This window comes from Flammeovirga agarivorans (assembly GCF_012641475.1).
GTDB lineage: Bacteria > Bacteroidota > Bacteroidia > Cytophagales > Flammeovirgaceae > Flammeovirga > Flammeovirga agarivorans.
Genome location: NZ_JABAIL010000005.1, coordinates 381,669 through 407,895 on the forward strand (window position 1 = coordinate 381,669; position 26,227 = coordinate 407,895).

Sequence of the window (26,227 nt, forward strand, 5' to 3'; positions counted from 1 at the left end):
AATAATCCAAAAAGGGGATTTGGGTATCTAATTTTCAAATACCGCACTCACCCAATTGTCTTTTTCTAGGTGAGATACATAAGTTAACCCCACTTCTTTACAACGATCTTTGATTATAGGTAGGTCTTCAGTGTAGAAGCCACTTAATAATAATTTTCCGTTTTTAACTAAGAGACCTTGGTATGTAGGCATTTCAGATAGGAGAACATTTCTGTTAATGTTGGCCAATACAATCTCATATTGGTCTAGTTTCTCCATTTCATTTACTGTTCCGCATGTCACTCTAACATCAACATTATTTAGAGCGGCATTTTCCAGAGCGTTTTCACAAGACCAATCTTCAATATCACAAGCATCAACTTGTTTAGCCCCTAATAACTTAGCCATTACAGCAAGAATACCTGTACCACAGCCTAAATCTGCTACATTCTTATCTTGATGATCAATCATTAATTGATTTCTTAACATCAATGTGGTTGTAGCATGGTGACCCGTACCAAATGACATTTTTGGAGTAATCACAATTTCGTATTTGTACTTAGGATCTTTCGGGTGGAATGATGCTCTAATTTGAAGATCTTCTGAAATTTCTACAGGATTGTAATGACTCTCCCATAGTTTATTCCAGTTTTGCTTTTCTTGCTCTTCTACATCATAAGTGATTTGATCATCAAAGAAAGAAAGTGCCTCTTTCATTTCTTCTTCATTGAACAGGTTGCTCTCTATGGAAGCTTCGAAGCCAGTTTCATTTTCTAAAAAGGCATCAAAACCTATATTTCCTAAAATGGCCTGTACCACCTCGCTCATCTCTTCTGAGCACTTTACCTTGATGACAACGTATTTCATTATTTATTAACTACTTGCTTATATAATTTACAAAGGAATATGCATAAGGAGAATTCTCTCCTTTTGGGTATTCAAATCTTGAGATTTCGACCCAGTTTTCAGAAGAAACTTCAGGGAAGAATGTATCTCCAACAAACTGATCATGAATTTCAGTAACGTAAAGTTTATCTGCTAAAGACATGGCTTCTTCGTAGATGCTTCCACCGCCAATGATAAATACTTCATTTTCTCCATTCTGACGAGCAACTTCAATTGCATCTGTTAAGCTGTTCGCGATTACTGATCTTTCGTAACCTTGGTACTCGCTATTTCTAGAAATAACAATATTTAGACGGTTAGGAAGACATTTACCGATTGACTCATGAGTCTTGCGGCCCATAATTACACAATGACCAGAAGTAACTTTCTTAAAGTATTTCAAATCAGCGGGAATATGCCAAATAAGCTGATTGTCTTTGCCTATCACATTGTTTTCTGCCTTTGCAACAATGATAGATATTTTCATATTCAATTAGTTATTCAAAGTGGATACTTTGTAAAAGGGTGACATGAACAGCATCCATAAGAAGTGAAAAATCGATTTAATTAGTTTTATCATCACAAAATGTTATTATTTTTTCACCCTATCAACAAATTTAATGGAAAGTTCTATGATATTTTACTCATTAAACTGAATTTGTGTCTTGTAGTAATCAATATTAGAATGTAAATTACTAGAAGAAACCCTTATTCATCTGTTACCACAAATAAAATTAGCTAAACTTGAAAAAGAAATATATACTTATACCTCTGTTGTTAATCCTTGCTATTCCTTTTTCTGGATATGCTCAATTTCCTGTAGAAGAGGAAGATGAGTATTATGAAAAGGAATGGGCTTTTGGAATAATGATGAACACCTACGGTGGTTTTATCGGAGGTTTCTCTATACGTCACGCAAGAAATTATTTCTACAGACACAAAATAGAAACTTCTCTAGGACAAGGGAGTGGTAAAACTAAAGTTACTACTGGTACTGTTGGTAAAATCAAAAATGAAAAAAAATATCACTCTTTTAATCTAGAACTTCTGAGTATTAGACACCCAAAAGAGCAAAAAAGACAGACGTATACTGGGGAAGGAGTGGTCTTTGGAAAAATGAATCGATTGTATTCCATTCGTCCGATGTTTGGCAAAGAATTGATCATATTTAAAAAAGCTAGAAAACAAGGTGTTCAGATTAACTTTTTATATAGTGTTGGTCCTGCAATTGGTATTGTAGCTCCTTATATGGTGAAATATCGAGATGCTAGTGGAGAAACACAGACCAAGCAATTTACTCAAGATGATTATTTACAATTCAGTAATTATATAGAAGGTACTGGATCTTTAGGTGAAAGTTTATCGAATGCAAGTGTTACAGCAGGTTTGGCTTTTAAAGCATCTTTAACTTTCGAATTTGGTATGAACAAAAGAAGTATCACCGGAATTGAGGCAGGTCTAATTGGTGACTTGTATGCAAAAGAGGTTCAAATTATGGCTAGTTCTGATAATAGAAATTTTTACTCTGCCATGTTCTTAACGTTCTTCTTTGGTAGTAGAAAATAGGAACATCATTTCATAAAAAGAAAAAGACTTCAGTAGTATACTCTACTGAAGTCTTTTTTATTAATATGGCTTTTTATCTAATTGTTTCAATACCCTTTTATCTCTTGAATAGATGTCGTCGTAGAAGTGTATTGCATCTTCAGGGCCTAATATCGCCGTAAAGTACATTAAATAAACAGTAGGTCGATCTTGTAAATACACCCTTTTAAGTTCTCCTTCCTTAATTATTTCTTCAATCTTTTGCTCTGTATAATTAGGGTCGTTAATTAAAATAGAAGCCAGTTTTACAGGTTGATAAACTCGAATACAACCATGGCTAAATGCTCTGGTGTTTTTACTGAAAAGGTACCTTGAAGGTGTATCATGTAAATAAATAGAATACTTATTCGGGAATATAAATTTCACATGACCTAATGCATTTCTTGGTCCTGATCCCTGTACGATGAAGTAAGGAAAGTTTGTTTGTTTGATAGATTTCCAATCAACTGTTGTAGGATCAATAATATTGTTTGACCTGTCATATAGAGTCATATTATGTTTTCCTAAATAAGAAGCATCCTTTTTCAGTTTTGGAAGCATCTCTTTTGAAGCAATACTATAAGGTACCGTCCAAGTAGGATTGATATCGATATAACTTAACTTGGACTTAAATACAGGAGTCTGATGATATGGTTTACCAGTAATTACTTTTGTTTGGTAAAACCACCTTCCATTTTTATGTAGGAATAACGCATAACTAGGGATATTCACAAAGATGAAATTATCTTTATCTTCTGGGTTGATCCACCTTGTACGCTCTAAATTCACTCTTAAAGTGTTGATTCTATCTTTGATTGGAATATTTAACTGTTTTAAAGTGGCTTTACCCACTTTGCCGTCAGTCTCTAAACCGTACATTTCTTGGAACTTGATTACAGATCGGCGTAGATTATCATCAAATATTGTTGAAGTGGTATCTAAGAATTGAACAGTAACCATGCTTGAATCCAATACAGGTATTGGAGAATAGGGAATAAATGATTTGACAGTATCAACTTTAGGATGAATTGAAGGGGCATCATTAACCACAACACCTTCGCTATGTGATCTGTAAACAGAATCTACTTTTAAAATAGTAGTATCAAAAGTGATGAGATTACCTGTAACTGCTAATCTTTTTCTTAGTTCTGGAATATATTCATTTTGGTCACCGACCTCAATACTTTCCATTTTTGGAAGCTTACTCCAACCACCACTTTCTTTTATTTCTCTTAGCTGAGCTAATGTTGCTTTTAATCCAGTATATAAAACATCTTTAGGTTTTAGTGTTGAAATAGCCTCTTTCACTAAACCTGCCTGAATGGGCTCAAGGAAAAGCTCAATCTTATCACCATCAATTTCCTGAGTATCATAATTCCATGTAGTTGAAATCGTTTCTGGTTGAACTTTACCCCATAGGTAATGTGATGATAAAAGTATCCCTGCATCTGTCATTAAAATATCTAGTGTAGCTGCTTCCAATGAAGTTATTGATCCTTCCTTTTTCTTATTCAACAGCGTTTCAATATGTTCTAAATGATAATGTTCAGGGGTTAACCCATCATTGTAGGCATCATGAATACTATAAATTAATCCATCGATAGATGTAGGTGATTTCCATATATAATCATAATCCACTCTTTCATAAATAAGTGGCATTAGACTATCAGAAAAGAAAGTGTATTCAGCATTTGGATCAGAAACAGTAGAAAGTACGCGTTGAATATCGTCTTTTGAAGCATTTTGTGCGTTAAGCTGAATAGCAGAGAAGAAAAGTGCACAAATGTAGATTAAAAAGTTTCTGGAGTATAAAATTGATAGAGATAAGCTCATAAAGCTCTATTAGAAAAAAAGTATTTGCTAGAATTATTTCTATATAACCCTAACAAATACTTATTATATGATTTAGTCTTCAATAATTTGTTTGTGATACTTGTTGATGTTCTCAAGACATCTTCTTAAAATATCAACAGCAAACTGAATATCTTTTAGTTCAATACCTTCGGTAATTTGTAAAATTGAAGTTTCTGCAATTCCAATTACTTGATCTTTAAGATCTCTTGCTCTCCTTGTTAAATAAACAAGTTTAGAACGCTTGTCGTTAGGGTTAGGCACTCTAGTTACAAGGCTATTTTTTTCCATATTGTCGATCAAGCTTGTAATACTTGCTCTATTTTTCAAAAGGAAAGTAGCAAATTCTTGTTGTGCTCGCCCATCTTTTTCCCATAGCATAACTAATACATCCCACTGTTCACGTGAGATTGGAAGACCTTCTTTTTCAAAAGCACGACCAAGAGTGTAGTTTCCTAGCCTAGAAGTTTGTGCTATTATTTTAGTCAACTTCCTTCTTTCTTCAACGTCTTCTCTCATTAAACTATTCATATAATTGTCCTTTACTATGTAATGATGTGGTTCATCTTTTTTAACAAGTTCTAATGTACTTATTTGTTGGGGTTTAATCAATAGTTTTAATTGTTAAAAATAAAACTCACTGATTATCAGATAGTAATTGTAGTGCTTTTTCAAGCTTTTGTTTCGTTAATTCCGATTCCCCTTCTAAAGCTTCTTGTTTAAGAGAAAGTTGAATATCGTCTAAAATATTGTTTACATCAGCTACATTATTACCTGTTTCAGTATCAGGGGAAGCATTTTCTAAATGGTGCTGAGCCAAATTGATTCTTTGTTGTACCTGAGATATCGCTGATAACCTCTCGCTCATGTGAGAATACTTCATATCAGTTGATATCAAACTTTTTGCATTCTGTAGTTCTTCTGTTGCCTTTCTGATGTTGTCATCAGCACTAACCGTAAGGATGGCGAAGAACGACAATAACACAATAATGATTATGGAGATTTGGAATTTATAGTTCATAAAGCTAGAGAATTAATAGTTTAAGTGACTTTATTATGTTGTACGCTAAAAAGTTCATTTCAACTGACATTGTTCACATTTGTTTTATTGCTCATTTAATTGATTTTGCCAAAATGACAGTTGATTTATTATATTTTTACCTAAATGAAGACAAAATGACATTAAATTTTCGTTGGCATACTCATTGTAAATTTATGATCGAAATTGATTAATAATTTAAACTTAAAATATATATAAAATGGGTATCTCAAAATCACAATATTATCCTCGTAGAAATAGATCTTTTGTAGCTGATTTTTTCAATACAATTGAAAGAAATGTAACAACACATATTCCAGTAAATGTGAAAGAATTGGAAACTGAATACCAATTAGAGTTGGTTGTTCCAGGTTATAAAAAAGAACTTTTTTCTATTGATGTAGAGTTAGATAAGTTGACAATAGAATACAAGCAACCTACGAAAGAAACAGAAGAAGGTAATAACGAGAGTATTGAAAAATTCTTAGTAAGAGGTTATGAAGTGAAAGACTTTAAAAAAGTATATAAGCTTCCTGAGAATGTAAATACAGAGAAATTATCAGCGAAATTTGAACAAGGAATTTTGTTGATTTCACTTGTTAAAAGTGAAGAAAAAGCACCTTTAAAAGTATCTATTCAATAAAAAATATTAAGAATGAAGTATTCAATGTCTGATTATCCATCAACTTTTATATCATCATTCATGAATGATGTGATCAATGTGTTAGATACTGTAAACCCAACGGATGCTCATGTTCCAATGAATGTGAAAGAAGGAGCAGAAGGGTATACTGTAGAAGTTGTTATTCCTGGAATAAAAAAAGAAGAGGTTTCTATTTCTGTTGAAGAAAATAAATTAGTGATTTCACACCAATATCTTGAAGAAGATGCAGAAGGAGTGAAATTCCTAAAAAGAGAATTTAAGGGTAAATCGTTTGAAAGAACATTCACTTTACCAAATAATATTGATACGGAAAATATCAATGCTTCTTATAACGACGGAATTTTAACAGTAACTCTTCCTAAAAATATTAATGTTGAGAAGAAAAAAATTGATATCAACTAATAAATAATCGTCAAATCCAATAAATCGAAGCCAACTTGTTTAATCAGGTTGGCTTTTTTTCTTTATATATCACATGATTCTTTAAATTGCATGTTGATTTGATTTACTCAATAAATAAGAAGTGAATCTAATATTTGTACTAAATTAAACGGTTATCAATATTGGCAATTTTGTCACCTTCTATGAAACACATTTTTACATTACTCTTTTGTGTAATTCTATCCATGCCTTTGCTGGCTCAATCAAACGGAGGAAAAACAGAATCAGATAAATATACTTACGCTAAACAGTTAATTGACCAAGGAAAATATCAACCTGGTATTGTGGTTTTAGAGGATATGTTAAACATGAAAAATGTTACTCTTCAACCTTATGCATTAACATTAATGGGATATGCATATTATCAGGAAGGGAATTACCAGGAAGCGAGTGCTCAATTACAAAAAGTAGTGAGTTTATACTCTTCATGGAATCACCTTGATGAAGCACGCTACCTATTAGGTAACGTTTATGTAAAAGAAGGGAAAGTGGATGAAGCTATTGAGCTTTTTAATAAAATTACAACTGATAGCTTCGCAGAAAATATTAATGCAATAACTCACCACTCGGCTGAGGATTTAACTTATGAAGAAGTAAAATCTCTTTATGACAAATACCCCAATAATGAGATTGTACAATTGGTATTATTGGAGAAATTACAATCTCTTTCTGAAGATCAAAAAGATAATGAGTTATTAGAAAAACTTGCTCAGAATCTAGGGGTTGAAATCAGTAAGCACTTTGTAAAGAAATCTGAGTTTAAAGATGTATATACTGTGGCTGTGATGCTTCCGTTTTTTACTGAAACTACGGATGGAGCAGCTTTAAGAGTAAAAAATGAGTTTGTATATAACATCTATCAAGGTATTTTATTAGGAAAGGAATACTTAGAAAAAAGAGATATTAAAGTTGATGTTTTAGCATTTGATACAAAAAGAGATACAACTCATATTAAATCATTGTTGTCTGAAGCATCTATGAAGAATGTAGATCTTATTGTTGGTCCATTGTATGCGAATATGATTCCTTATGTACAGGCATTTTCAGATTCTACAGGCATTCCAATGGTTAATCCGATATCAAATAATTCTTCTATAATCGCTGATCACCCTAATGCGTTTTTAGTTACTTCAACTCCTGCTACTATTGGTAAAAGCTTGGGACACCACTTAAGAGAGCAAGAATTAGCGGCTTTAGAGTTAATTCCAGAAGAAGACTCGATGAGAATTAAAGCGGATACCGTAGAAGCGTATGTGATTTTTGGCCATTCAACAAAAGAAAAGAAAATGGCAGCATCATTTAAAGAAGCATATGAAGAGAAGGGTGGTAAGATTGCTGTTTATCAAGAATTTGACCCGGTAGATGGTTTTAAAATCACTCAAGAACTCTTTGATCCATTGGCTAAAGTAATTGAAGGCGATTCGATCGAATTCGTAAAAGATTCTACAGCACATGTATTTGTTGCAGTAACGAATGAAGTTGAAGCTTTAAGTACAATTAGTGCTTTACTTTCTTTAGGGCCAGAAGCAACAACATATGTTCCTGAGGAGTGGTTGAAGTTTAAGCAATTAAGCTATGGACAAATGGAGTCAGCAAAAATCAATATCATGTTCCCAAGTTGGTACAATGATGATGATTATAGAGTAAAAACACTTATTGCAGATTACCAAGAGAAGTTTAATAACCAGCCTACAGACTTTGTATTTAAAGGATTTGAAACCATTTTCACTTTCGGTTCTATCCTTCATGAATATGGAAACGGTTTTGTTTCTGCTTTGCAAGAATCTGAAAAACAAAGAAAAGGATATATGCTACCTGCTGTTAATTATTTTGAGTCGCAAGACAATCAGTATGTACCTATTATCCAATTTGTAGATGGAGATTTGAAAAATACAACTCCTCCCAAGTTTGAAGAACTTGACTAGATAAAAAGATACAATAATGAGAAAAGCTGCTTAAGGGATACAATGAGGTTCTTTTAAGCAGCTTTTCTTGGCTAATAAAGTAATATAAATGCCTTACGCAGACGAGAATGATCCTAAATTCTTTCATACTTCTGAGTTTAAAAAGTATGCGGAGACAAAAGGTTTAATTGAATATTTAAAGGATTTTGCAACACCTAATAAAAAAGAGGTAATTGGAAAAGTACTGTCGGAAAGAACAAATCACCTGACAGTCTTGTTGGAGGAAATATATAAACCTCAGAATGCTGCTGCAGTTGTAAGAACATGTGATTGTTTTGGTATTCAACAAATGCATGTGATCGATGAAGAAGATAAGTTTCAGTTGTCTACTAGTGTTGCCAAAGGGTCTGCAAAATGGATAGATATCAATAAATATAAAAGCTTAGAGGAATCTGTCAGTCATTTGAAAAAGGCAGGGTATAAAATTGTAGCTACATCTCCTCATACAGACATGACTTTGGATGATCTACCTGTTGATGAGCCATTGGCATTAATGTTTGGAAATGAGTTTGAGGGCCTTACTGATGAAGCTATGGAAGCGGCAGATTATAAGATTAAAATACCAATGCATGGCTTCGCTGAAAGTTTTAATATTTCTGTTAGTGCAGCACTCGTTTTAAATCACTTGAGTACTAAAATGCGTAAAGATCCAACAATCAATTGGGCATTAACTGATGAGGAGAAAAAAGTGATTGAAATGGCATGGATATATAAGTCAATTAAACATGTTGACAGTGTTATTAAGACATTTGAACAAGAAAATCAAAAATAGATATGGATAAGAACTTAAGAATTGTATTTATGGGAACACCTGATTTCGCTGTTCCTTCATTAAAAATATTAGTAGAAAACGGTTATAATATTGTAGGTGTAATCACTGCTCCAGATAAACCAGCAGGTAGAGGAAGAAAATTACAGTCTTCTCCTGTAAAACAATATGCTGAAGAAGCAGGATTGAATATTCTACAACCGACTAACTTAAAGAAACCGGAATTTCAACAAGAGTTAAAAGAATTAGAAGTAGACTTACAAATTGTTGTAGCTTTTAGAATGTTACCTGAAGCGGTTTGGTCTATGCCGAAGATTGGTACCTTTAACTTGCATGGTTCATTATTACCAGATTATAGAGGAGCTGCTCCAATAAACTGGGCAATTATTAATGGTGAAAAAGTAACAGGTGTAACCACTTTCTTTTTACAACACGAAATAGATACAGGTGATATTATCTTTAGACAAGAAGAGCCGATTCATGAGGAAGATACCGTTGGGGATGTCTACGGTAGATTAATGAATATTGGTGCAGATCTAGTTTTAAAAACGGTCGAAAAAATTGATCAGGGCGATTATTCAACAACACCTCAGGTGATCGAAGGCGAACCTAAGCATGCTCCAAAGATCTTTAAAGAAACTTGTAAGATTGACTTCACAAAAGATACGGAAACAGTGTACAATTTTATTAGAGGTTTGTCACCGTACCCTGCGGCTTGGACAGAGATTCAAGGAAAGACATACAAGTTATTCAAGGTATCAAAAGTTTATGATACGGATGTAGTTGCCAATGAAGATGGTTTTGCTACTGACAATAAGAAATATTTCTATATTAAAACTGCAGATGGTTTTATTGCAGTACATGAATGGCAAATGCAAGGCAAGAAAAGAATGCCTGTAGATGCATTCTTACTAGGAACAAAATTCGAATAAACTAAAAGATCCCAATTCCTATAATAGGAGTTGGGATCGTTTTATATAGTGATGTATGTATTATGATCTTAGCAACTTTAGTACCGGATAGATCACAAATGCAGCTCCATTTGAAATAAAGCGTTTTACTTCTTCTTGTTTAGGAAGTTCAACAGGAGATAAACGAACGACCTTATCAGATAACTCTTCTACTGCCTGAGTAGTTGCGTCATGAGTACTATTAAAGATATTAATAGCTGTATCTAAAGGTTGGTCAATAATTTCTTTAGAAGTATGAAGCACTTTTTCGGAAGTTTCTTTTACGAATCTAGCCGATTCATTAATCAAATCATCTGCTTGGTGAGATAAGTTTTCAATCGTCTCGTTAGACTTGCCAGATGTTTTTTCAGAAAAGGACTTACTTTTATCAACTACTTTAGTGACAATCTCTTGAGAACTCTTAAAAGTGTTTTCAACAGTTTCTCTAGCTAATTCAATTACTTTGTTACTAGTAGCTTCAGCACTTTCTAATGCAGCATCAGATAGACTTTTAGCTTCTTCTAAAATTCTACCTGCAGCTTCTTCAGACCTATTGATTACCGTATTAGTTTTCTCGGTAACAAATTCTACTTTTTCTTTAGAGTAAGCCGAAGCATCAGCAATTGTTTTATGTGAGAATTCTCTAGTTTCATCAACGATTGATTCTACTTTGTGTTCTATTTTCTCTGATGCATCTTTCGCTGCTTCTTTTCCTTTTTCTATATTTTCTTTAGCGGTTTCTTTAATGTTATCAGTAGCTTCATTAATTGTTTTTGAAGTACTTTCAACAGTCTTCGCTACTGTTTCAACAATCTTACCCTTCGACTCAGAAATTGTTTGGGTAGTTTGATCTACAGTTTCAGAAACCTGTTCTGTCACTTTATCAACAGTTTCTTTTACAGTTTCGGCAACAGTTTCTTGTTTTGGAGTGGATGTTTGTTCAGTTGCTTTTTGCTCTAAATTTTGAGCATCTTCAGCTTTAGCAGTTGTTTTTTTTGCTGCGGGCTTTCTTGTTGTTCTGCGGGTTGTAGTACTTTTACCACCTTCGGTCTTAGCAGTAGTAGTACGTTTTTTTCTTTGCTGTGCCATAAAAAGTGAATTTGAAGGTTATTGTGAAACAATTGAATAAACTATTCCATTCAACTGCTTAGTGTTATAAAGTTACGTATGAATGATTATTTATTCACTATTATTTACGGAAAATATTAATAATTGATTCTCTGATAGATACTTTTTTTTGTAAAAAAGTAAAAAAAGGTGCTTTTCCTAAGAAAAACACCTTATAAAGTTATAGGGCTATTGATGTAATTAGTCCATTTCGGCAACCATTTCGTCTTCTATTTTATTGAGACTCTTAGTTTTGCCAAATAACTCTTGTGATTTATTGTTATAAGCCTCTGCAGCAGCTTCTGCTGAAGGGAATAAGCCTAAATCATATCTTTGTCCTTTGGAGTAAAGGACTGCTCTGAATGTCTTTTTACTTACTTTTACTACCCCTCTGTAACCTGTTTTGTTGTGGTGATGTTTCTGATTTCTTCTTAATTCAGCCATCGTTGCCCACTCAAGGTTTTTTTCTCTACAATCTAACGCATTGCCGTTTTTAATACGAACAAAAAGACGTTTTGTAGACTCTTGTTGAGGTACAAATTTTTCTGCAATTAATTTGTGAAGGTAAATGGTAATATTTTGGTAGCCACCGTTAGGTCTAGGATAATTCTTTTGAAAAAATACATAACCACTTGCATGCATTCTTAGGTTATTCAAAAGATCTAATTGGTTGTAATACTCATTATTTGTAATAAAATCATAAGCATCACCAGACAGAAGCACATGCTCGTCTGCATTTTTTAGTTTAATTTTGTAAAGCATTTTTCTTGGTTTTAGACAGTTAATCTAGCTAACTAAAGTTGTGTGTCCTCAAGTCGGTATAATCCTGAGGGGTTAATAAATTGGTTTATAGTTGTTGCCCAATAATGAGCAATAAAAGGTTTAAGAAGGAAGTAGTGTATTGGTTTAGTTTATAGCAATTTAAAAGTCTAAGTAATAAAGATTACTTAGAGCTTTATATCGAATTTTGAACCTACTTCTTCTAGGTCTTTTATAACAGGAGACAATACAGGGATACCCACCGTACGTCTTTCGTGTTCAATTTCTCTTTCTGGATCACCAGGAATTAATACTCTTTCCTGACCTTCCACAGTTTCGGCAGTTTTGAATCTTCTAATCCAGTTGTCCATATGAGATTTAAATTCCTCTTTTGGTCTGAATCCATCAACTCTCATGGCACCAAAGAAGTGACCTAAACCTTCTCCAACAGGATCTTCAGGTAATGGAAGGAAACTTACAAATGGAGGTGCCCAAGGTCCGTAACCTGCACCAGATAACACAGCCGATAAAATATCTACCATACTACCTAAACAATATCCTTTATGACTACTTCTCACTCTATCACTACCTAACGGTAACAATGCACCACCGCTTTTAAGAGCAGCAGCATCTGTTGTAGAGTTTCCTTGTTTGTCTTGTACCCAACCTACAGGAGCATCTTCTTCTTTACGTTGAAGAATTTCCAATTTACCGTTTGCAGCAGTAGTTGTAGCAAAATCGGCAACAAATGGTGGTTCTTCACCAGCAGGGATCGCCATTGCAATTGGGTTAGTACCTAATAATCTTTCCTTTGAGAAAGTAGGAGATACTAAAGGACTTGCATTTGTCATCGATAAACCGATCATATCATGTTGTAAAGCCATCATTGCATGATAACCCGCAATACCATAGTGGTTAGAGTTTTTGACAGAAACCCATCCGGTTCCAACATTGGTAGCTTTATCAATAGCCACTTGCATAGCTTGTGGAGCGACAACTAGTCCTAAACCAGCATCACCATCGATAGTAGCTGTACTAGGTGTTTCGTGGATAATTTTTATTTCAGGTGTAGGGTTAATTCTACCTGCTTCCCATAATCTTACATAACCAATCAGACGAGCAACTCCATGAGAATCAACACCTCTTAAATCTGCAGATAGTAAAACGTTGGCTGCTAAGTCGGCATCCTTTTCCGGACATCCCATGGCAAGAAATACGTTTTTACTAAAATTGAAAAGTGTATTGTATGAAATTAAATTAATCCCGTTAGACATGTAAGCTATGTTTTAATGCAGTAAATTGTAACCGTTTTGTAGACGGTAATGAAATTTGTTTGAAATAAAAATCGACACGCAATCACCTCGCTAAAAAAGGTTTATACGATTGTTGATGTCACAAATTTATCAACTTTCTCAATTTGGACAAATGAGAAAAGTCTATCTAACGAATTTTTAACAGGAAATAAAACGAATACATGCAGATAGAAGTAAGTATTTTGATAGCAGCTAGAAATGAAGAAAAAAATATAGAAAACTGCTTGAATAGCCTTCTTAATCAACATTTCAATAACAATGTAAACATAGAGTTATTAATAGGTAACGATGATTCATATGATAATACAAAAAAGATTGTTGATAAATTTATTCGGCAATATTCACATATTCACTGTGTTGACGTTCCACAAAATCGAGAATTGAAGGGTAAAATTAATGTGATAGACTACCTTAGTGAACAGGCAAAAGGTAAGTATTTACTGTTTGCTGATGCCGATGTTGTTTATCCTGATCAATGGGTTGAAACAATGTACATTTCACTGAAATCTCATGATATTGCTACAGGAGTGACTACCGTTGAAGGAAAAGGAAATTGGTTCGGGTTTCAACGATTAGATTGGCTTTTGGCGTTAAAACAGATCGAAATTTTCTCAAAAATTAATATTCCGCTTACTGCCATGGGTAATAATATGGGGATCACTAGAACAATGTTTGATAAGATTGGAGGAGTTAGAAAATTACCTTTTACAGTAGCTGAAGACTTTGCTATATTTCAATCTATTATTAGTCAAAATGGAAGTTATGAACAGTTATATAGCAAAAAGGTATTAGCCAAAACAGTTGGTGTTGATAGCATGGATAGTTGGTTGTCTCAGCGTTGGAGGTGGATGCAAGGAGCAAAAAAACTACCTATTTATTTAGTGGTACTTAATTACCTAAATATCACACTTTACCCACTTTTAATCATTATTTCCTTTTTTAATCCCCAGTTTGGACTATTAATTCCTACTGTTTATTGTTTTAAAATGTTATCCCTTGTGGGAATTCAATACCAACTAAACGAAAAAGTAGATTGGTGGTCTGTATTACTTTTTGATCTTTATCATACTTACTGTTACAATCGTTTATTGGTATATTCTTTATTTTCTCCACCTGTAGAGTGGAAGGGAAGAGTATACAATTCTGAATAAGTAGTTTAGATTATGATCTTTATATTACCTTTGTGACGAAAACCGTTTATACATTACAGACGAAAAAATGGAAAAAAATAAGTGTGTCTTTTTAGACAGAGATGGTGTTTTGAATAAAGACTATGTGGACTATGCCTATACATTAGAGAAATTCGAAGTGTTACCGGGTGTACCAGAGGCACTTAACAAGTTGAAAGAAGCGGGTTTTAAGCTTGTTATTTTGACAAATCAGTCGGGTATCGTAAAAGGTATCTATAAAAAGGAAGACGTATTCATTTGCCACAATGCTTTACAAGAAGCTTGTGACCATGCTATTGATGATATGTTTTATGCACCTCTTCATGAGAAATGGTCGAATTCATTAAGCCGTAAACCAGGTACTTTAATGTTTGAAAGAGCTATTTATAAGTACAATGCTGATATGGAAAATACTTGGATGATTGGAGATAAGGAAAGAGATCTTATTCCAGCAGAAAAAGTAGGTATACAGCACAGAATTCAAGTAGATAATCCATTAGTAGAAGGTTCTGTAGCTACACATTATGCAAAAAACTTATTGGAAGCAGTAGATAAAATTATCTTAGCCAACCAATAATTGAATATATTAAACAACAAAAAAGAGAATAACGATGTCGTTATTCTCTTTTTTGTTGTTAGAAGAATTTTGAGAGATAATCACAAAGCTCTTCTAAGTAATTTTGGTCGATGGTGTCAAAAGTGGATAGTGTGTCGCTATCTATATCCAAGACAGCTACAACGACATCATTCTTAATCACAGGAACTACGATTTCTGATTTAGAAGCAGAACTACAAGCAATATGCCCTGGAAAAGCTTCAACATCTTCCACAACATATGTTTTCTTTTCACTCCAAGTTGTTCCACAAACACCTTTACCAGGTTTTATTCTTGTACAAGCTATTGGACCTTGAAATGGGCCTAATACTAATTCATCTTCTTTCACTAGGTAAAACCCAATCCAAAGATGATCAAACGCTGTTTTAAGCACAGCACATGTATTGGATAAATTGGCAATTAAATCGCTTTCGATGGATGTTAAGCCTTTTATTTGAGGAATTAAACTATTGTATAATTCTTCTTTTGATGTATGATCTGGTATATATAATTCTTCAGCCATAACGTTATTATTTATATAAGACTGCAAAAGTACAAGCAATAATACATAAGGAAAATTTCTTTCTAAAAATTAATACTAGAATAACCTCTATATGTATGTTCTTTTATATCTTTAGAGTACTTTTTTAGTATAAATTTTTTGAATAAACTTTGTAGTTGTTACCGATAAACAAAGATAATAACTCAATAACCTGATAGTAAAATGAAAATAACTCCACTTAAGATTCTTCAAATACTTATTTATATAGGGATAATGTTAGCCATAGTGTTAATGATGTCTCCTAAAGAAATATCAATATTTGGTACAGAAGTGAGAGTACCAACTGCAGACGATGTTTTACCTGAAAGTTTATTAACTCCAGAAGAAGCAAATACAGACCTTTCAGAAGAAGAGTATGAAGAAGAAGATCTAACAGTTGATCTATCCGATATTGAAGAAAATTCTACTTGGACACCAGTTGAAGAAAAACCATTAGTAGTAAAAACGCCTAAAGGAGCTGTAGCTATTGAATATCCAAATGGAGATAAAGAGTACTTAGATAACTTTTTTAGAGGTTTAAGTGATATTTCTGAAAAAGGAAGTATGATTAGAGTTTTACATTATGGAGATTCTCAGTTAGAAGGTGACCGTATGACAGAAAGGTTGAGAAAGAATCTACAAGAACAATTTGGAGGCTGTGGTGTAGGTTTAGTGCCAATCACTGAGTTAAAAAATATGAGAACTACATTGGCTCAATCTTATTCTGATAATTGGGAACAATTTATTTGTTTTGGACCTAAAAAATATAGAGGAAAACATAACGATTACGGTTTCTTTGGAAAGTACTACACTTTTGATGGAACTGAAGCCACTATTTCATTTGAAAAAGCTCCCTATTCTAAGACTCAGCACAAAGAGTTTGAAGACTTTAAAGTCTACCTAAGAAATACGGTAGCAGATGTAACTTTAAAATATACAATGAATGAAGTGGAGGGAGACCCCAAAACAATTGAAGCTTCATCTGAACCAAAAGCAATAAAATTACCTGTATCTGGAGCATTGGGAGAACTGGATCTAGCTTTTGAAGCCGATGCATCTCCAGAAGTGTATGGTGTTAGTTTTGACTGTAATACAGGTATCGCAGTAGATAATATACCGATGAGAGGTAGCTCCGGAACAGACTTTACAAAAATGAGGAAAGGTCACCTAAAGACTTTGTTTTCTGACTTAGATGTAAAGCTTCTAATACTACAGTTTGGTGTAAATGTAGTACCACAAGAAGCGGAAAGCTATAATTACTATGAGCGTTTACTTATTAAGCAGATCAATCACTTTAAAGAAGTAGATCCAAATCTATCTATTTTAATAGTAGGTGTTTCTGATATGGCAAGAAAAGATGGCTCAAAGATTGAGTCGTATCCAAATATTGATGCTGTAAGGGCTGCTGAAAGAAGAGCGGCAAATAAAGCAGGAGCGGCTTATTGGGACCTTTATTTAGCTATGGGAGGAAAGAACTCAATAGTAAAATGGGCTGATAAGAGTCCTGCATGGGCAGGAAAAGATTACACTCATTTTACTAGAAAAGGAGCCAATTTTATTGGTGATATGTTGTACAATGAATTAGTAAGAGAGTACCAAAGATATAAGAATAGAGATCCGAAGAATGTTGAAACCAAATAAATACAGTTATTGTAAACATAGAGGTTTGTGGTTTATTAAAGGGCTGCTAACAGTGGTATTGTTGTGTGCACATACAGCACCAACATCTACAGAGAATGTTAGAAGACCATTCGTTGCCTATGATTTTATTCGTATGGATTTGAATAAACTACAATCATTTGGTGATACAACACTTTATTCATTTTATAAAAAACTAGAACGCTTAGAAGAGAAAAAAGCTGGACAAGTTCATATTTTCCATTTAGGTGATTCACATATTCAAGCTGATTTCTTTTCAGGGTGGGTAAGAGAAAGATTTTATGAAGACCCTCGTTTTGACATGTCAGGACGAGGTTTCTTTTTTCCCTATAAGGCAGCTAAAACAAATAATCCTTATAGCTATAAGGTGAATAAAATAGGTAGCTGGAAAGGACAAAGAGCATCTATTAGTTATCATAAATCCAATTGGGGACTTGCTGGAATAACAGCGTCTACAACAGAGAGTTTTGCAAGTTTAACAGTAGATTTTAGTGGAAATGAAGCCTATTCCTATAGAGGCAATATTGTTCAAGTTTTTTATGATGTGAATGATGGAACCCAGTTTAAACCTACTATTCAGCCTTTAAATCCTGCATCTTTAGAAAAAGTAGAATTATTTAATGATCATATTTCTTATGTATTTGATCGACCAATTTCGAAGTTTAGACTTGGTTTGAAAAAAGAGAAAGACTCTGCAATGAGATTTGACCTGAAAGGTTTTGGCGTACTAAATAATAAAGCACCCGGAATTGTATATAGTTCATCAGGGGTAAACGGAGCCAAGGTAACTTCTTACTTAAGGTGTAAAACGATAAAAGAAGATCTTGCTGAAGTGAAGCCTGATATGATGGTGATTTCATTAGGAACAAATGATGCTTTTGTCGCTCCATTTAAGCCTCAAAGATTTTATGAAAATTATAAAAAACTAATTCAGCTGATTAGAGAGAACCAGCCTGACTTACCGATAATTCTGACGACTCCAGGTGATAATTTCAGAAACTCTAGATATTTAAATAAGGACAATGCTAGAGCAATAGAAATGATGTATAAATTAGCTCAAGAAGAACACCTAACAATTTGGGATTTCTACCATGTTATGGGAGGCCTCTCATCTATAGAGAAATGGAATGAGCTTTCTATGACCTCAAAAGACCGTGTACACTTAAGTAGACTTGGCTATCAATACCAAGGTGAATTATTCTACAGAGCATTAATTACAAATTACGATAGGTTTAAAACATCTCATTAGATTAGATATATAAAATGTATTATATATAATAATTACAACATTTTAACGTATACTTATATTCGTTTATCTATATAAGTGAATGAATATTCATTAATTAAAAACGTTTAAACTTCAAAAATATCATTGTAAATTTTTAATAATAAATGTGAATATTTTAATTTAAGTGTTATTTGCACACTGATTTATTTTATAAATATTTGCACTTTGCAGCTATTGAATTTATAATTGTTCACAATTGTTATGTATGCATAACATTTTTTTATTCATTGACTTAAAACGAAAATAAGAAGTAAACCTTTTCAATCACGATTAGACGCTTCATCTAACTTTAATTATTTAATGAAAATCAGAAATCTACTAATTGCGTTGGCAGCCGTATGCATTTCATCTGCATCTTTTGCTAATGGATTCCAGGTGCTTTTGCAAGGAACAAAATCAGTGGGACGAGGAAATGTTGGTGTTGGTTTTAGACCTGACGGATCCAGCATCTTTTTTAACCCTGGTGCATTATCATTTTTAGAAACAAGTACGGTTCAAGTAGGGTTTAACCCGGTATTCTCAAATATCTCTTATCGACCAACTGATGGTGCGACAAAGCATGCTTCAACTTCCCCAATGGGTACACCCTTCCAAGCGTATGGTGTATACAGACCATCTGCTGAATCACCTTGGGCATTTGGTTTAGGTGTATTTACTCCTTTCGGTTCGACAGTATCGTACGAAGATGGTTGGACAGGAAGATATTCATTACAAGAAATTTCATTACAGGCGATTTATATCCAACCTACTGTTTCATACAGAATCAATGATATGATTTCTGTGGGTGCAGGGGTTGATATTGTATCAGGTAGTGTTTCTTTCAAAAAGAGTGTTGCAGCATCTGGTGGTGATGTAGGGTTCGATATGGAAGGTAATACGATTAAATATACTTTCAATGCAGGTGTTTTCTTACAACCAAGTGAGAAATTCACAGTAGGTTTAAATTACCGTCATGGTGTTGATATGTCAGTGGAAAGAGGCGATGCTTTCTTTGATGTACCTAATGCATTTATTGGTGAGCAATTATTCGGAGATAAATTTACAGCAGGTGAAAGATATAAAGCTGCTTTCGATGCGACTTTACCATTACCTAATACTTATGCAGTAGGTTTAGGTTTTTATCCAAATGAAAAGTTATCGATCGGTTTTGATGTTAGCTATGTAACATGGAGTGTTTACAAAGAATTAAAAGTTGAATTCCCTGACGGTGACTATGCTCCAATTGCATATGACAGAAGCTGGGAAGATTCTTGGATCTTTAACTTAGGTGCTGATTATATGGTTACAGATGCTTTAACTGTTAGAGCGGGTGCTTATGTAGATACTACTCCTGTACCAGATGGTCACATGACTCCAGAGTCACCAGATGCTTTATCAATTGGTACTTCAGTAGGACTTAGCTATATGTTTACAGAGAAATTCAGTGTTGATGCTGCATTCTTGTTTACGAATAAACAACAAAGAGAAAATATTGTACCGACAGACAAAGATACTGGAGGTTTAAATGGAGTGTATAAGGCGACTGCTTATATCCCAAGTATTTCACTAAACTATAACTTCTAATCCATTACTCTACAAAAGAAAAAGAAATGATTTTTAATAAATATAGATCTATAATAGCAGCACTAGCTGTAGCTTTTTTAGCATCTTGTACAATAGAGGTGGATGATTTTCAACCATCAGCAGGTACTGATGCTAGTGGCAATGCTGTTGACTTTACTACTTATGTAGCTCTTGGTAACTCGCTCACAGCTGGGTACACTGATGGAGCATGGGTAGCAAAAGCACAAGCTAATTCTTATCCTCAATTAATTGCAAATAGCTTACAATCTGTAAACTTAGGAGCAAACGGTTTTACTCAACCTTTAGTATCAAATTCAAGTAAAGCATACTTTGGAACACAACTAGTATTAACTAATGCTGGACCAAGCGCTTTACCAACAATTGATGTGGATGGTGCAAGAGCATCAGATAATATTACACCTGGTACTTATCACAATATGGCTGTACCTGGTATCAGAGCTGTAGATATGGCGGTACCTGGTTACGGTGTAGCAAATCCTTTATTTGGATATTTCTCTTCTGAAGCTACGGCTACTGTATTGAATGATGCAGCAGCAGCTAATGCAACTTTCTTCTCAGTTTGGTTAGGAGCAAATGATGTGTTAGGCTTTGCAACGTCAGGTGGATCTTTAGGTTCAAATGATATTTTACAAGCGACTGCGATCACTCCAGTAGAGACTTACAAAGCGGCGATGACTCAAGTTTTTGAGACAATGTCAGCAAACGGTGCAAATGGTGTAATTCTAAATATTCCAAATATCATGGAAGCTGCACTGTTTAATTTTATGCCTTCAAATTTAGAAGGAGTTATAGCTTTGGCAGGACTTGAATTTTCTGAAAGCGTATTGACTTTGGTGAATGGATTTATGGCGTCAACAATTGGAGATGCGAAAAACCCTACAATTACAGCTGTAGCAACACCTAGTATTGATCCAGGAAATGGAGAGTTAATCAATGCAGTAGCAGCAGCGGCGGCAACGGCACCTTCAATAGATAAAGATCCAAATGTACCATCAGATCTTGCTTACACTGTAATATTCTTACAGTTAACTACAGATCCTGAGAATCCATTATCACCAGCTGATGCTATGACTTATTTAGCTTCTGTTGAAGGACAAACTCAAATTGCAGGTTTTGTTGGTTTAGGTTTAAATATTACTTGGGCTCAAATGAATGCAGAGCAAGCTATTGCAGATTCTGATTCATATATGCAAGAACAAGGTACATATCCAGTATTTACAATGGAGTCTAATCAAATGCCTTATTATGACGCAACTTCTCCAACTGGTATGAGACAATCTGAAGTAGGAACGAAATTTACTTTAACTGCTCAAGGAAAAATTACTGCTTTAGTAGGTGTAATCGTTGGTGGAGGTGATCTTCCTGAAGATTTACAAGAAGTACTACCTGTACCTGCGAACGGTGAAGCTTTAATTGCTTCAGACGTTGAAGCTGTTGAAACTGCAATTGGAGAATACAATGAGTTCTTAAAATCAGAAGCTGATGCTCGTGGTTTTGCTTATGTTGATACAAGATCAATTATGCATGAGGCAGTAACAGGTATTATCATCGATGGTGTTACTTACACTACTGAATATTTATCAGGTAACTTATTCTCATTAGATGGTGCACACCTTACTCAGAGAGGTTATGCTGTGATTGCGAATTACACAATCGAAGCAATCAACAATAAATATGGAGCTAAAATTCCAACAGTTCAACAAAACGATTACCCTGTAGTAGAGGAAACAGCAGTTCCTGCTCCTGCTAATTAATCTTAATGATTGTTGAAAATTAAACAATAAGAAGTAAAAATATTTACTTTTATGGAAAACCTACCTTATTACAATAGTAATGATGGTAGGTTTTTTATATTTATTGCTGATTATGAGTGTGTTGTTGAAATCACTCAAACAAAATAGAAACAAAAAATGAGATACTCTTTACGATCAACTATCATTATTTTATCAACCATTATCCTATCAATTTCCTGTGCGACTAAAGATGAGAATGAAAATATTACCGATTCAGGGACTACTCGTATAGGAACACCTATTAGTTATTCAAGGTTTGTAGCACTTGGCGATGGTGTAACTGCTGGATTACAAGACAATGTGTGGTATAAAGAAGCACAAGATAATTCTGTAGCAGGAATCTTTTCACAGGTGATTTCTCAAAATAATTTAGGACCTGAAATCATTAACCCTGAGGTGACAACACAAGGAACAGGTATACCTGCAGAAGATTCAACGGAAGCGATAAGATATTCTAAGGGTTCATGGATTATGGGAGAAGCTAGGATTCTTTCTGAAAATGTCCCTTCTATTATAGGTACAACAGCTTCAGGAGAAGGTTTTACCAATATTTCTGTAATTGGAGCCAAGTTTAATGATTTTACTATACCAAGCTATAAAACTGAAAATCCATATTTTGCATATTTTTCTTCTTCAGATACAGCATCAATGTTTGGTACTGTTGTCAATTTAGATCCCACTTTTACTTTAATATCAGCCGGACGTCGAGATATTTTGGATTATGCGATCCACAAATACACAGATCAGGATTTAGAATTACCTGATGCCAGTCAATTAGGAATTCAGTTGGAAAATATGGCGTTACCATTATCTGATCAGAAAGGTGGAGCAATGATAGGTATTGATTTTATTAATGAGATACCATTTTTTAATCATATGAGAAACTCATTAGAGCTGACAGAAGAAACTGCGACAGCTTTAAATAATGGAATTGATGAAATTGCATCAGGAGCTATTGTTTTTCTTTTGGATTCAATAAGAAGTTCAGTCACTCAGCCTGTAGCAGAAGAATACCTTAGGGATGAGTTTATTTTACCAATTTTAGTCAATGGGTGGGATGGAGAATTAGGAATAGCTGCTATCAATACTTGTAATGGGTATGATATGACCGAACCAGGAATAAATAAAGAACAATTACCCCTGAAACCTTCAGTAGATGATTATCCGTCTAGTTGTTCTTATATTCAAGATACTCTGGCGTACAACTTAGTCTATAATAAAACTTTTTATACTACTAATTGGGGAAGGAGAGTAAATGTGGTGACAGTACCATTAGCAGCTCCAACAGCAAGAACACAGACGGCACTTCCTGCAAATCAACAATTGATAGCAGATTATATTTTCGCAGGTATCACAAGAGATTGGGTAACTGATTTTGAAACAGATTCTGCATCTACAGTAAATGCAATTATGTCTTCTGATCCATTAGAAATTATGGTGATTGAGACAGCATTCAAAATGTCAATAGATCAATTACTGATGATGTTTATCGATAATGATCAGGTTACTGGAATTATTTCTAATCAATTATATAAAATAGTACTGAACAATGTGGAAGGAACGCTAACTCCAGAAAGCTTGGAAGATGCGATTGATGAATCGATTGGTACTATTGTCGTAGCATTATTAGATGTGCTAAGAGGAAATCAATATTTTCCAGAGTTTGTTGCAGGCACCAACCCGTTTATTGTGTTGGACCCTACCTCACCAACCAGAATGAGACAGTTGGAAGTAGGAGATAAGATCATGCTGCCATATGCTAATGTTTATGCTGACTTAAGATCATTATTAACATCAATAATTTCGAATGGTGGTTTGCCTGCTGATTTTACGGTATCTACATTGTTGGACCTTTTTCCAACTGCAGATATGGTTTATGATGTTAATACACAAGAAGAAGTTGCTCAAGCGGTGCAAGAATATAATTTAGCAATTAGTAGTGCAGCTAAATCGGTCAATTGGGCATATGTCGATGTGGCATCGATTTCAACTAGATTATTAACTGGCTATAAACAAGATGGAAACACATTTACCACGGAATATAGATCTGGAAACTTTTATTCTATGGATGGGCTAAGTTATACATCTTCAGCGAATGCAATTATTGTAAATGAGCTTATTGATAAGCTGAATACTTTATATAGATCTACCTTACCAAAGGTGAAAACTAACGAGTATACAAGGAATTAACATTTATAATACATAAGTTTTGTAATGATATTAATAAAGCTGCGGTCTTTTCAATAAGAACGTAGCTTTTTTTGATGTTCATTTTGTACTTTTGCTCAAGGTTGGTTTTAATATTGTAAAACAATTAAAGAGAACTAAAGAATTTTGGTCGTTTTATTATTTTGTCTTACAGGATTATAGATACTAAAACTTAGTTGTGTGGAAAATTTTCAAAACATACTTATCTCATAAATATCATCAACTGCAGTTTAATTCGCATAGATTTTTTAGCGCACTGAAGTATTAAATGGCAAAACATAAGCTGATAGAAAAACTATTTAATCTTAGAAGATTACATCTGTCCGATAGAAATTTCATTCTAATTGTCAGTAGCATGGTAGGTATTGCCTCTGGCTTTGCTGCCGTTCTTCTAAAATTATCAGTACATCATATTCATGATCATATTACGCATGTCAACTTTGCGGAAAATTGGGGATTACTATTGTTTCCAATTCTTGGATTGATCATTACGACGATTATTGCAAAAACGCTTTATAAAGAGAGTAGTGTAGGACATGCCATTACAGATATTCTCCATGATATATTTAAAAACAATAGTAACATTGGTAAAAGTAAGATGTACTCTCGTATAGTTACATCTATGTTTACTGTTGGTTTTGGTGGTTCTGTTGGATTAGAGTCTCCGATTGTATTAACAGGTGGAGCGATCGGTTCAAATATTGGTCAGTCGTTTTTATTAGATTATAAAACAAAGACTTTGATGATTGGCTGTGGAACGGCAGGGGTTATCTCAGCGATATTTAATGCACCAATCACAGGGTTAATTTTTAGTATTGAGGTGATTTTGACAGGAGTTTCTGTTGCCAATTTTGTACCTCTACTTATATCATCTGTGAGTGCAGCAATCGTTTCGTCTTTATTGGTTGGTGAGGAAGTATTGTTCTCATTCAAAATTGTAGAGGCCTTTCAAGCACATCATATTCCATTTTATATTGTACTAGGTGTTGTAGCTGGTTTTATGTCGATTTATTTTAATCAGACATTACACCAAATGGAACATTTAATGGAAGAGAGATTTCCTAACAGATACAGAAGAGCATTAGTCGGAGGTGGTCTTTTATCAATCTTTATATTCATTTTTCCGCCAATTTATGGGGAAGGGTACGAATCCATAAAAGCCCTTCTAAATGGTGAAGAACATAGCTTGTTAGTGAGAGCAGAATTGTTCGAGTCATTAATACCTAATACAAAAGCTTGGCTTTTCTTGGCTTATATCATTATGGTGTTATTTGCTAAAGTAATTGGTGCTTCGTTAACGCTTTCTTCTGGAGGAGCCGGTGGTACATTTGGACCTGCCTTAGTGATTGGAGGTTTGACAGGTTTTGCTTTTGCTAGATTAGTTAATTTGTTAGGTTTGGCAGAATTACATGAATCTCATTTTATCTTAGTTGGTATGAGTGGTGTACTATGTGGTGTAGTTTATGCTCCACTTACAGCAATTTTCTTAATCGCAGAAATTACAGGAGGATATACACTATTTGTTCCTCTGATGTTAGTGTCAGCCATTGCTTATACTACAGTAAGTGTTGTTAATCCTGACGCTCCTCATGTGAGTACATTAAAAGCAAGAGGAGAATATTTGAAAGGCGATAGAGATATGCAGGTATTGGACCGATTAAACATTAATAAACTAATCGAAACCAATTTTGTGACTGTACCTGTAAAAGGTTATTTAAGTGACTTAGTAGAAGCAATTAGTGTAAGTAAACGTTCTGTTTTCCCTGTTGTTAATGATAAAGGAAGGTTGAAGGGAATTATCACCTTAGATCAAGTAAGAGAAATTATGTTTGATCAAGAGCAACAACAGAAAGTTAAGATAGAGAACGTAATGATGCAAGCACCTGATGTAGTCTATTACGGAGAAAGAATGCAAACAGTAATGCGTAAATTTGAGAAGGAAGATGCTTGGAATTTACCTGTTATTGATGAAGATAAAGTATATGTAGGCATGGTTTCTAAATCAAGAATATTCAGTGTTTACAGAAAGCAACTACAACGTCTTAATAAAGAGTGGGTAGGTAACTAACAAAACATTTCATTAAA

The 26,227-nt window shown here is 34.0% G+C and carries 23 protein-coding genes; 14 read left to right on the plus strand and 9 right to left on the minus strand.

What is annotated here, in order from left to right; genetic code table 11:
• Positions 1-27: 27 nt before the first annotated feature.
• Both prmA and HGP29_RS17675 read right to left on the minus strand, forming a co-directional pair.
• The gene (gene prmA / locus HGP29_RS17670) at positions 28-846 is read right to left on the minus strand and encodes a 50S ribosomal protein L11 methyltransferase (protein WP_168883756.1); all 819 of its coding nucleotides are present in this window, start codon (positions 844-846) and stop codon (positions 28-30) included.
• A gap of 10 nt (positions 847-856) precedes the next feature.
• The gene (locus tag HGP29_RS17675) at positions 857-1,351 is read right to left on the minus strand and encodes a dihydrofolate reductase (protein WP_168883757.1); all 495 of its coding nucleotides are present in this window, start codon (positions 1,349-1,351) and stop codon (positions 857-859) included.
• A gap of 257 nt (positions 1,352-1,608) precedes the next feature.
• Here HGP29_RS17675 and HGP29_RS17680 point away from each other — a divergent pair, with 257 nt between their 5' ends.
• Positions 1,609-2,430 carry a hypothetical protein gene (locus HGP29_RS17680; protein WP_168883758.1) on the plus strand — a complete coding sequence of 274 codons (822 nt, stop codon included), beginning with the start codon at positions 1,609-1,611 and terminating at the stop codon, positions 2,428-2,430.
• A 60-nt stretch (positions 2,431-2,490) separates the two neighbouring features.
• On the opposite strand, the gene HGP29_RS17685 is transcribed toward HGP29_RS17680, so the two are convergent.
• From HGP29_RS17685 to HGP29_RS17695, 3 genes are all read right to left on the minus strand, one after another.
• Entirely contained in the window at positions 2,491-4,281 is a 1,791-nt protein-coding gene (locus HGP29_RS17685) for a L,D-transpeptidase family protein (protein WP_168883759.1), read from the minus strand.
• Between the two features lie 72 nt (positions 4,282-4,353).
• Complete coding sequence (locus HGP29_RS17690) at positions 4,354-4,830, minus strand: MarR family winged helix-turn-helix transcriptional regulator (RefSeq protein WP_168883760.1); 477 nt, start codon at positions 4,828-4,830, stop codon at positions 4,354-4,356.
• Between the two features lie 106 nt (positions 4,831-4,936).
• Entirely contained in the window at positions 4,937-5,320 is a 384-nt protein-coding gene (locus HGP29_RS17695) for a hypothetical protein (protein ID WP_168883761.1), read from the minus strand.
• Between the two features lie 238 nt (positions 5,321-5,558).
• On the opposite strand from HGP29_RS17695, the gene HGP29_RS17700 reads away from it, so the two are divergent.
• The 5 genes from HGP29_RS17700 to fmt all read left to right on the plus strand — a co-directional run bounded on the left by HGP29_RS17700 (position 5,559) and on the right by fmt (position 10,108).
• Entirely contained in the window at positions 5,559-5,981 is a 423-nt protein-coding gene (locus tag HGP29_RS17700) for an Hsp20/alpha crystallin family protein (protein WP_168883762.1), read from the plus strand.
• A gap of 12 nt (positions 5,982-5,993) precedes the next feature.
• Positions 5,994-6,404: an Hsp20/alpha crystallin family protein gene (locus tag HGP29_RS17705; RefSeq protein ID WP_168883763.1), complete on the plus strand. Its 411-nt coding sequence runs from the start codon at positions 5,994-5,996 to the stop codon at positions 6,402-6,404.
• Positions 6,405-6,586: 182 nt separating this feature from the next.
• Positions 6,587-8,368 (plus strand): tetratricopeptide repeat protein, encoded by a 1,782-nt coding sequence (locus HGP29_RS17710; RefSeq protein ID WP_168883764.1) that lies wholly within the window; start codon positions 6,587-6,589, stop codon positions 8,366-8,368.
• Between the two features lie 88 nt (positions 8,369-8,456).
• Positions 8,457-9,179, plus strand: a complete 723-nt coding sequence (locus tag HGP29_RS17715) for a TrmH family RNA methyltransferase (protein ID WP_168883765.1) — start codon at positions 8,457-8,459, stop codon at positions 9,177-9,179.
• Between the two features lie 2 nt (positions 9,180-9,181).
• The gene (gene fmt / locus HGP29_RS17720) at positions 9,182-10,108 is read left to right on the plus strand and encodes a methionyl-tRNA formyltransferase (RefSeq protein WP_168883766.1); all 927 of its coding nucleotides are present in this window, start codon (positions 9,182-9,184) and stop codon (positions 10,106-10,108) included.
• 60 nt (positions 10,109-10,168) lie between these two features.
• On the opposite strand, the gene HGP29_RS17725 is transcribed toward fmt, so the two are convergent.
• The 3 genes from HGP29_RS17725 to HGP29_RS17735 form a co-directional block, all read right to left on the minus strand.
• Entirely contained in the window at positions 10,169-11,215 is a 1,047-nt protein-coding gene (locus tag HGP29_RS17725) for a hypothetical protein (protein WP_168883767.1), read from the minus strand.
• A gap of 219 nt (positions 11,216-11,434) precedes the next feature.
• Positions 11,435-11,995, minus strand: coding sequence for a Pathogenesis-related transcriptional factor and ERF protein (locus HGP29_RS17730; RefSeq protein ID WP_168883768.1), 561 nt, complete (start codon positions 11,993-11,995; stop codon positions 11,435-11,437).
• A gap of 185 nt (positions 11,996-12,180) precedes the next feature.
• On the minus strand, positions 12,181-13,266 hold the full coding sequence (locus tag HGP29_RS17735; protein ID WP_168883769.1) for an Ldh family oxidoreductase: 1,086 nt from the start codon (positions 13,264-13,266) through the stop codon (positions 12,181-12,183).
• A 200-nt stretch (positions 13,267-13,466) separates the two neighbouring features.
• Between HGP29_RS17735 and HGP29_RS17740 the strand changes: the two genes are divergently transcribed.
• Positions 13,467-14,456 (plus strand): glycosyltransferase, encoded by a 990-nt coding sequence (locus HGP29_RS17740; RefSeq protein ID WP_168883770.1) that lies wholly within the window; start codon positions 13,467-13,469, stop codon positions 14,454-14,456.
• A gap of 67 nt (positions 14,457-14,523) precedes the next feature.
• Entirely contained in the window at positions 14,524-15,051 is a 528-nt protein-coding gene (locus tag HGP29_RS17745; protein WP_168883771.1) for a D-glycero-alpha-D-manno-heptose-1,7-bisphosphate 7-phosphatase, read from the plus strand.
• 58 nt (positions 15,052-15,109) lie between these two features.
• Here the strand turns inward: HGP29_RS17745 and HGP29_RS17750 are convergent, their stop codons facing one another.
• Positions 15,110-15,592 (minus strand): GAF domain-containing protein, encoded by a 483-nt coding sequence (locus HGP29_RS17750; protein ID WP_168883772.1) that lies wholly within the window; start codon positions 15,590-15,592, stop codon positions 15,110-15,112.
• Between the two features lie 201 nt (positions 15,593-15,793).
• Here HGP29_RS17750 and HGP29_RS17755 point away from each other — a divergent pair, with 201 nt between their 5' ends.
• The 6 genes from HGP29_RS17755 to HGP29_RS17780 all read left to right on the plus strand — a co-directional run bounded on the left by HGP29_RS17755 (position 15,794) and on the right by HGP29_RS17780 (position 26,210).
• Positions 15,794-17,251: an SGNH/GDSL hydrolase family protein gene (locus HGP29_RS17755; RefSeq protein ID WP_168883773.1), complete on the plus strand. Its 1,458-nt coding sequence runs from the start codon at positions 15,794-15,796 to the stop codon at positions 17,249-17,251.
• The gene (locus tag HGP29_RS17760; protein ID WP_168883774.1) at positions 17,235-18,518 is read left to right on the plus strand and encodes a GDSL-type esterase/lipase family protein; all 1,284 of its coding nucleotides are present in this window, start codon (positions 17,235-17,237) and stop codon (positions 18,516-18,518) included. Before HGP29_RS17755 ends, HGP29_RS17760 begins: the two co-directional genes overlap by 17 nt.
• A 339-nt stretch (positions 18,519-18,857) precedes the next feature.
• Complete coding sequence (locus HGP29_RS17765) at positions 18,858-20,120, plus strand: OmpP1/FadL family transporter (RefSeq protein ID WP_168883775.1); 1,263 nt, start codon at positions 18,858-18,860, stop codon at positions 20,118-20,120.
• A gap of 26 nt (positions 20,121-20,146) precedes the next feature.
• The gene (locus HGP29_RS17770) at positions 20,147-21,895 is read left to right on the plus strand and encodes an SGNH/GDSL hydrolase family protein (protein ID WP_168883776.1); all 1,749 of its coding nucleotides are present in this window, start codon (positions 20,147-20,149) and stop codon (positions 21,893-21,895) included.
• A gap of 156 nt (positions 21,896-22,051) precedes the next feature.
• On the plus strand, positions 22,052-24,124 hold the full coding sequence (locus HGP29_RS17775; RefSeq protein ID WP_168883777.1) for a hypothetical protein: 2,073 nt from the start codon (positions 22,052-22,054) through the stop codon (positions 24,122-24,124).
• 286 nt (positions 24,125-24,410) lie between these two features.
• Positions 24,411-26,210, plus strand: a complete 1,800-nt coding sequence (locus HGP29_RS17780; protein ID WP_168883778.1) for a chloride channel protein — start codon at positions 24,411-24,413, stop codon at positions 26,208-26,210.
• Positions 26,211-26,227: the final 17 nt, after the last annotated feature.

What these genes read in the sequence shown, in the direction of transcription:
- prmA (WP_168883756.1), bottom strand. Translation starts at nt 846, where the DNA reads ATGAAATACGTTGTCATCAAGGTAAAGTGCTCAGAAGAGATGAGCGAG.
- HGP29_RS17675 (WP_168883757.1), bottom strand. Translation starts at nt 1,351, where the DNA reads ATGAAAATATCTATCATTGTTGCAAAGGCAGAAAACAATGTGATAGGC.
- HGP29_RS17685 (WP_168883759.1), bottom strand. Translation starts at nt 4,281, where the DNA reads ATGAGCTTATCTCTATCAATTTTATACTCCAGAAACTTTTTAATCTAC.
- HGP29_RS17690 (WP_168883760.1), bottom strand. Translation starts at nt 4,830, where the DNA reads ATGAATAGTTTAATGAGAGAAGACGTTGAAGAAAGAAGGAAGTTGACT.
- HGP29_RS17695 (WP_168883761.1), bottom strand. Translation starts at nt 5,320, where the DNA reads ATGAACTATAAATTCCAAATCTCCATAATCATTATTGTGTTATTGTCG.
- HGP29_RS17700 (WP_168883762.1), top strand. Translation starts at nt 5,559, where the DNA reads ATGGGTATCTCAAAATCACAATATTATCCTCGTAGAAATAGATCTTTT.
- HGP29_RS17705 (WP_168883763.1), top strand. Translation starts at nt 5,994, where the DNA reads ATGAAGTATTCAATGTCTGATTATCCATCAACTTTTATATCATCATTC.
- HGP29_RS17710 (WP_168883764.1), top strand. Translation starts at nt 6,587, where the DNA reads ATGAAACACATTTTTACATTACTCTTTTGTGTAATTCTATCCATGCCT.
- HGP29_RS17715 (WP_168883765.1), top strand. Translation starts at nt 8,457, where the DNA reads ATGCCTTACGCAGACGAGAATGATCCTAAATTCTTTCATACTTCTGAG.
- fmt (WP_168883766.1), top strand. Translation starts at nt 9,182, where the DNA reads ATGGATAAGAACTTAAGAATTGTATTTATGGGAACACCTGATTTCGCT.
- HGP29_RS17725 (WP_168883767.1), bottom strand. Translation starts at nt 11,215, where the DNA reads ATGGCACAGCAAAGAAAAAAACGTACTACTACTGCTAAGACCGAAGGT.
- HGP29_RS17730 (WP_168883768.1), bottom strand. Translation starts at nt 11,995, where the DNA reads ATGCTTTACAAAATTAAACTAAAAAATGCAGACGAGCATGTGCTTCTG.
- HGP29_RS17735 (WP_168883769.1), bottom strand. Translation starts at nt 13,266, where the DNA reads ATGTCTAACGGGATTAATTTAATTTCATACAATACACTTTTCAATTTT.
- HGP29_RS17740 (WP_168883770.1), top strand. Translation starts at nt 13,467, where the DNA reads ATGCAGATAGAAGTAAGTATTTTGATAGCAGCTAGAAATGAAGAAAAA.
- HGP29_RS17745 (WP_168883771.1), top strand. Translation starts at nt 14,524, where the DNA reads ATGGAAAAAAATAAGTGTGTCTTTTTAGACAGAGATGGTGTTTTGAAT.
- HGP29_RS17750 (WP_168883772.1), bottom strand. Translation starts at nt 15,592, where the DNA reads ATGGCTGAAGAATTATATATACCAGATCATACATCAAAAGAAGAATTA.
- HGP29_RS17755 (WP_168883773.1), top strand. Translation starts at nt 15,794, where the DNA reads ATGAAAATAACTCCACTTAAGATTCTTCAAATACTTATTTATATAGGG.
- HGP29_RS17760 (WP_168883774.1), top strand. Translation starts at nt 17,235, where the DNA reads ATGTTGAAACCAAATAAATACAGTTATTGTAAACATAGAGGTTTGTGG.
- HGP29_RS17765 (WP_168883775.1), top strand. Translation starts at nt 18,858, where the DNA reads ATGAAAATCAGAAATCTACTAATTGCGTTGGCAGCCGTATGCATTTCA.
- HGP29_RS17770 (WP_168883776.1), top strand. Translation starts at nt 20,147, where the DNA reads ATGATTTTTAATAAATATAGATCTATAATAGCAGCACTAGCTGTAGCT.
- HGP29_RS17775 (WP_168883777.1), top strand. Translation starts at nt 22,052, where the DNA reads ATGAGATACTCTTTACGATCAACTATCATTATTTTATCAACCATTATC.
- HGP29_RS17780 (WP_168883778.1), top strand. Translation starts at nt 24,411, where the DNA reads ATGGCAAAACATAAGCTGATAGAAAAACTATTTAATCTTAGAAGATTA.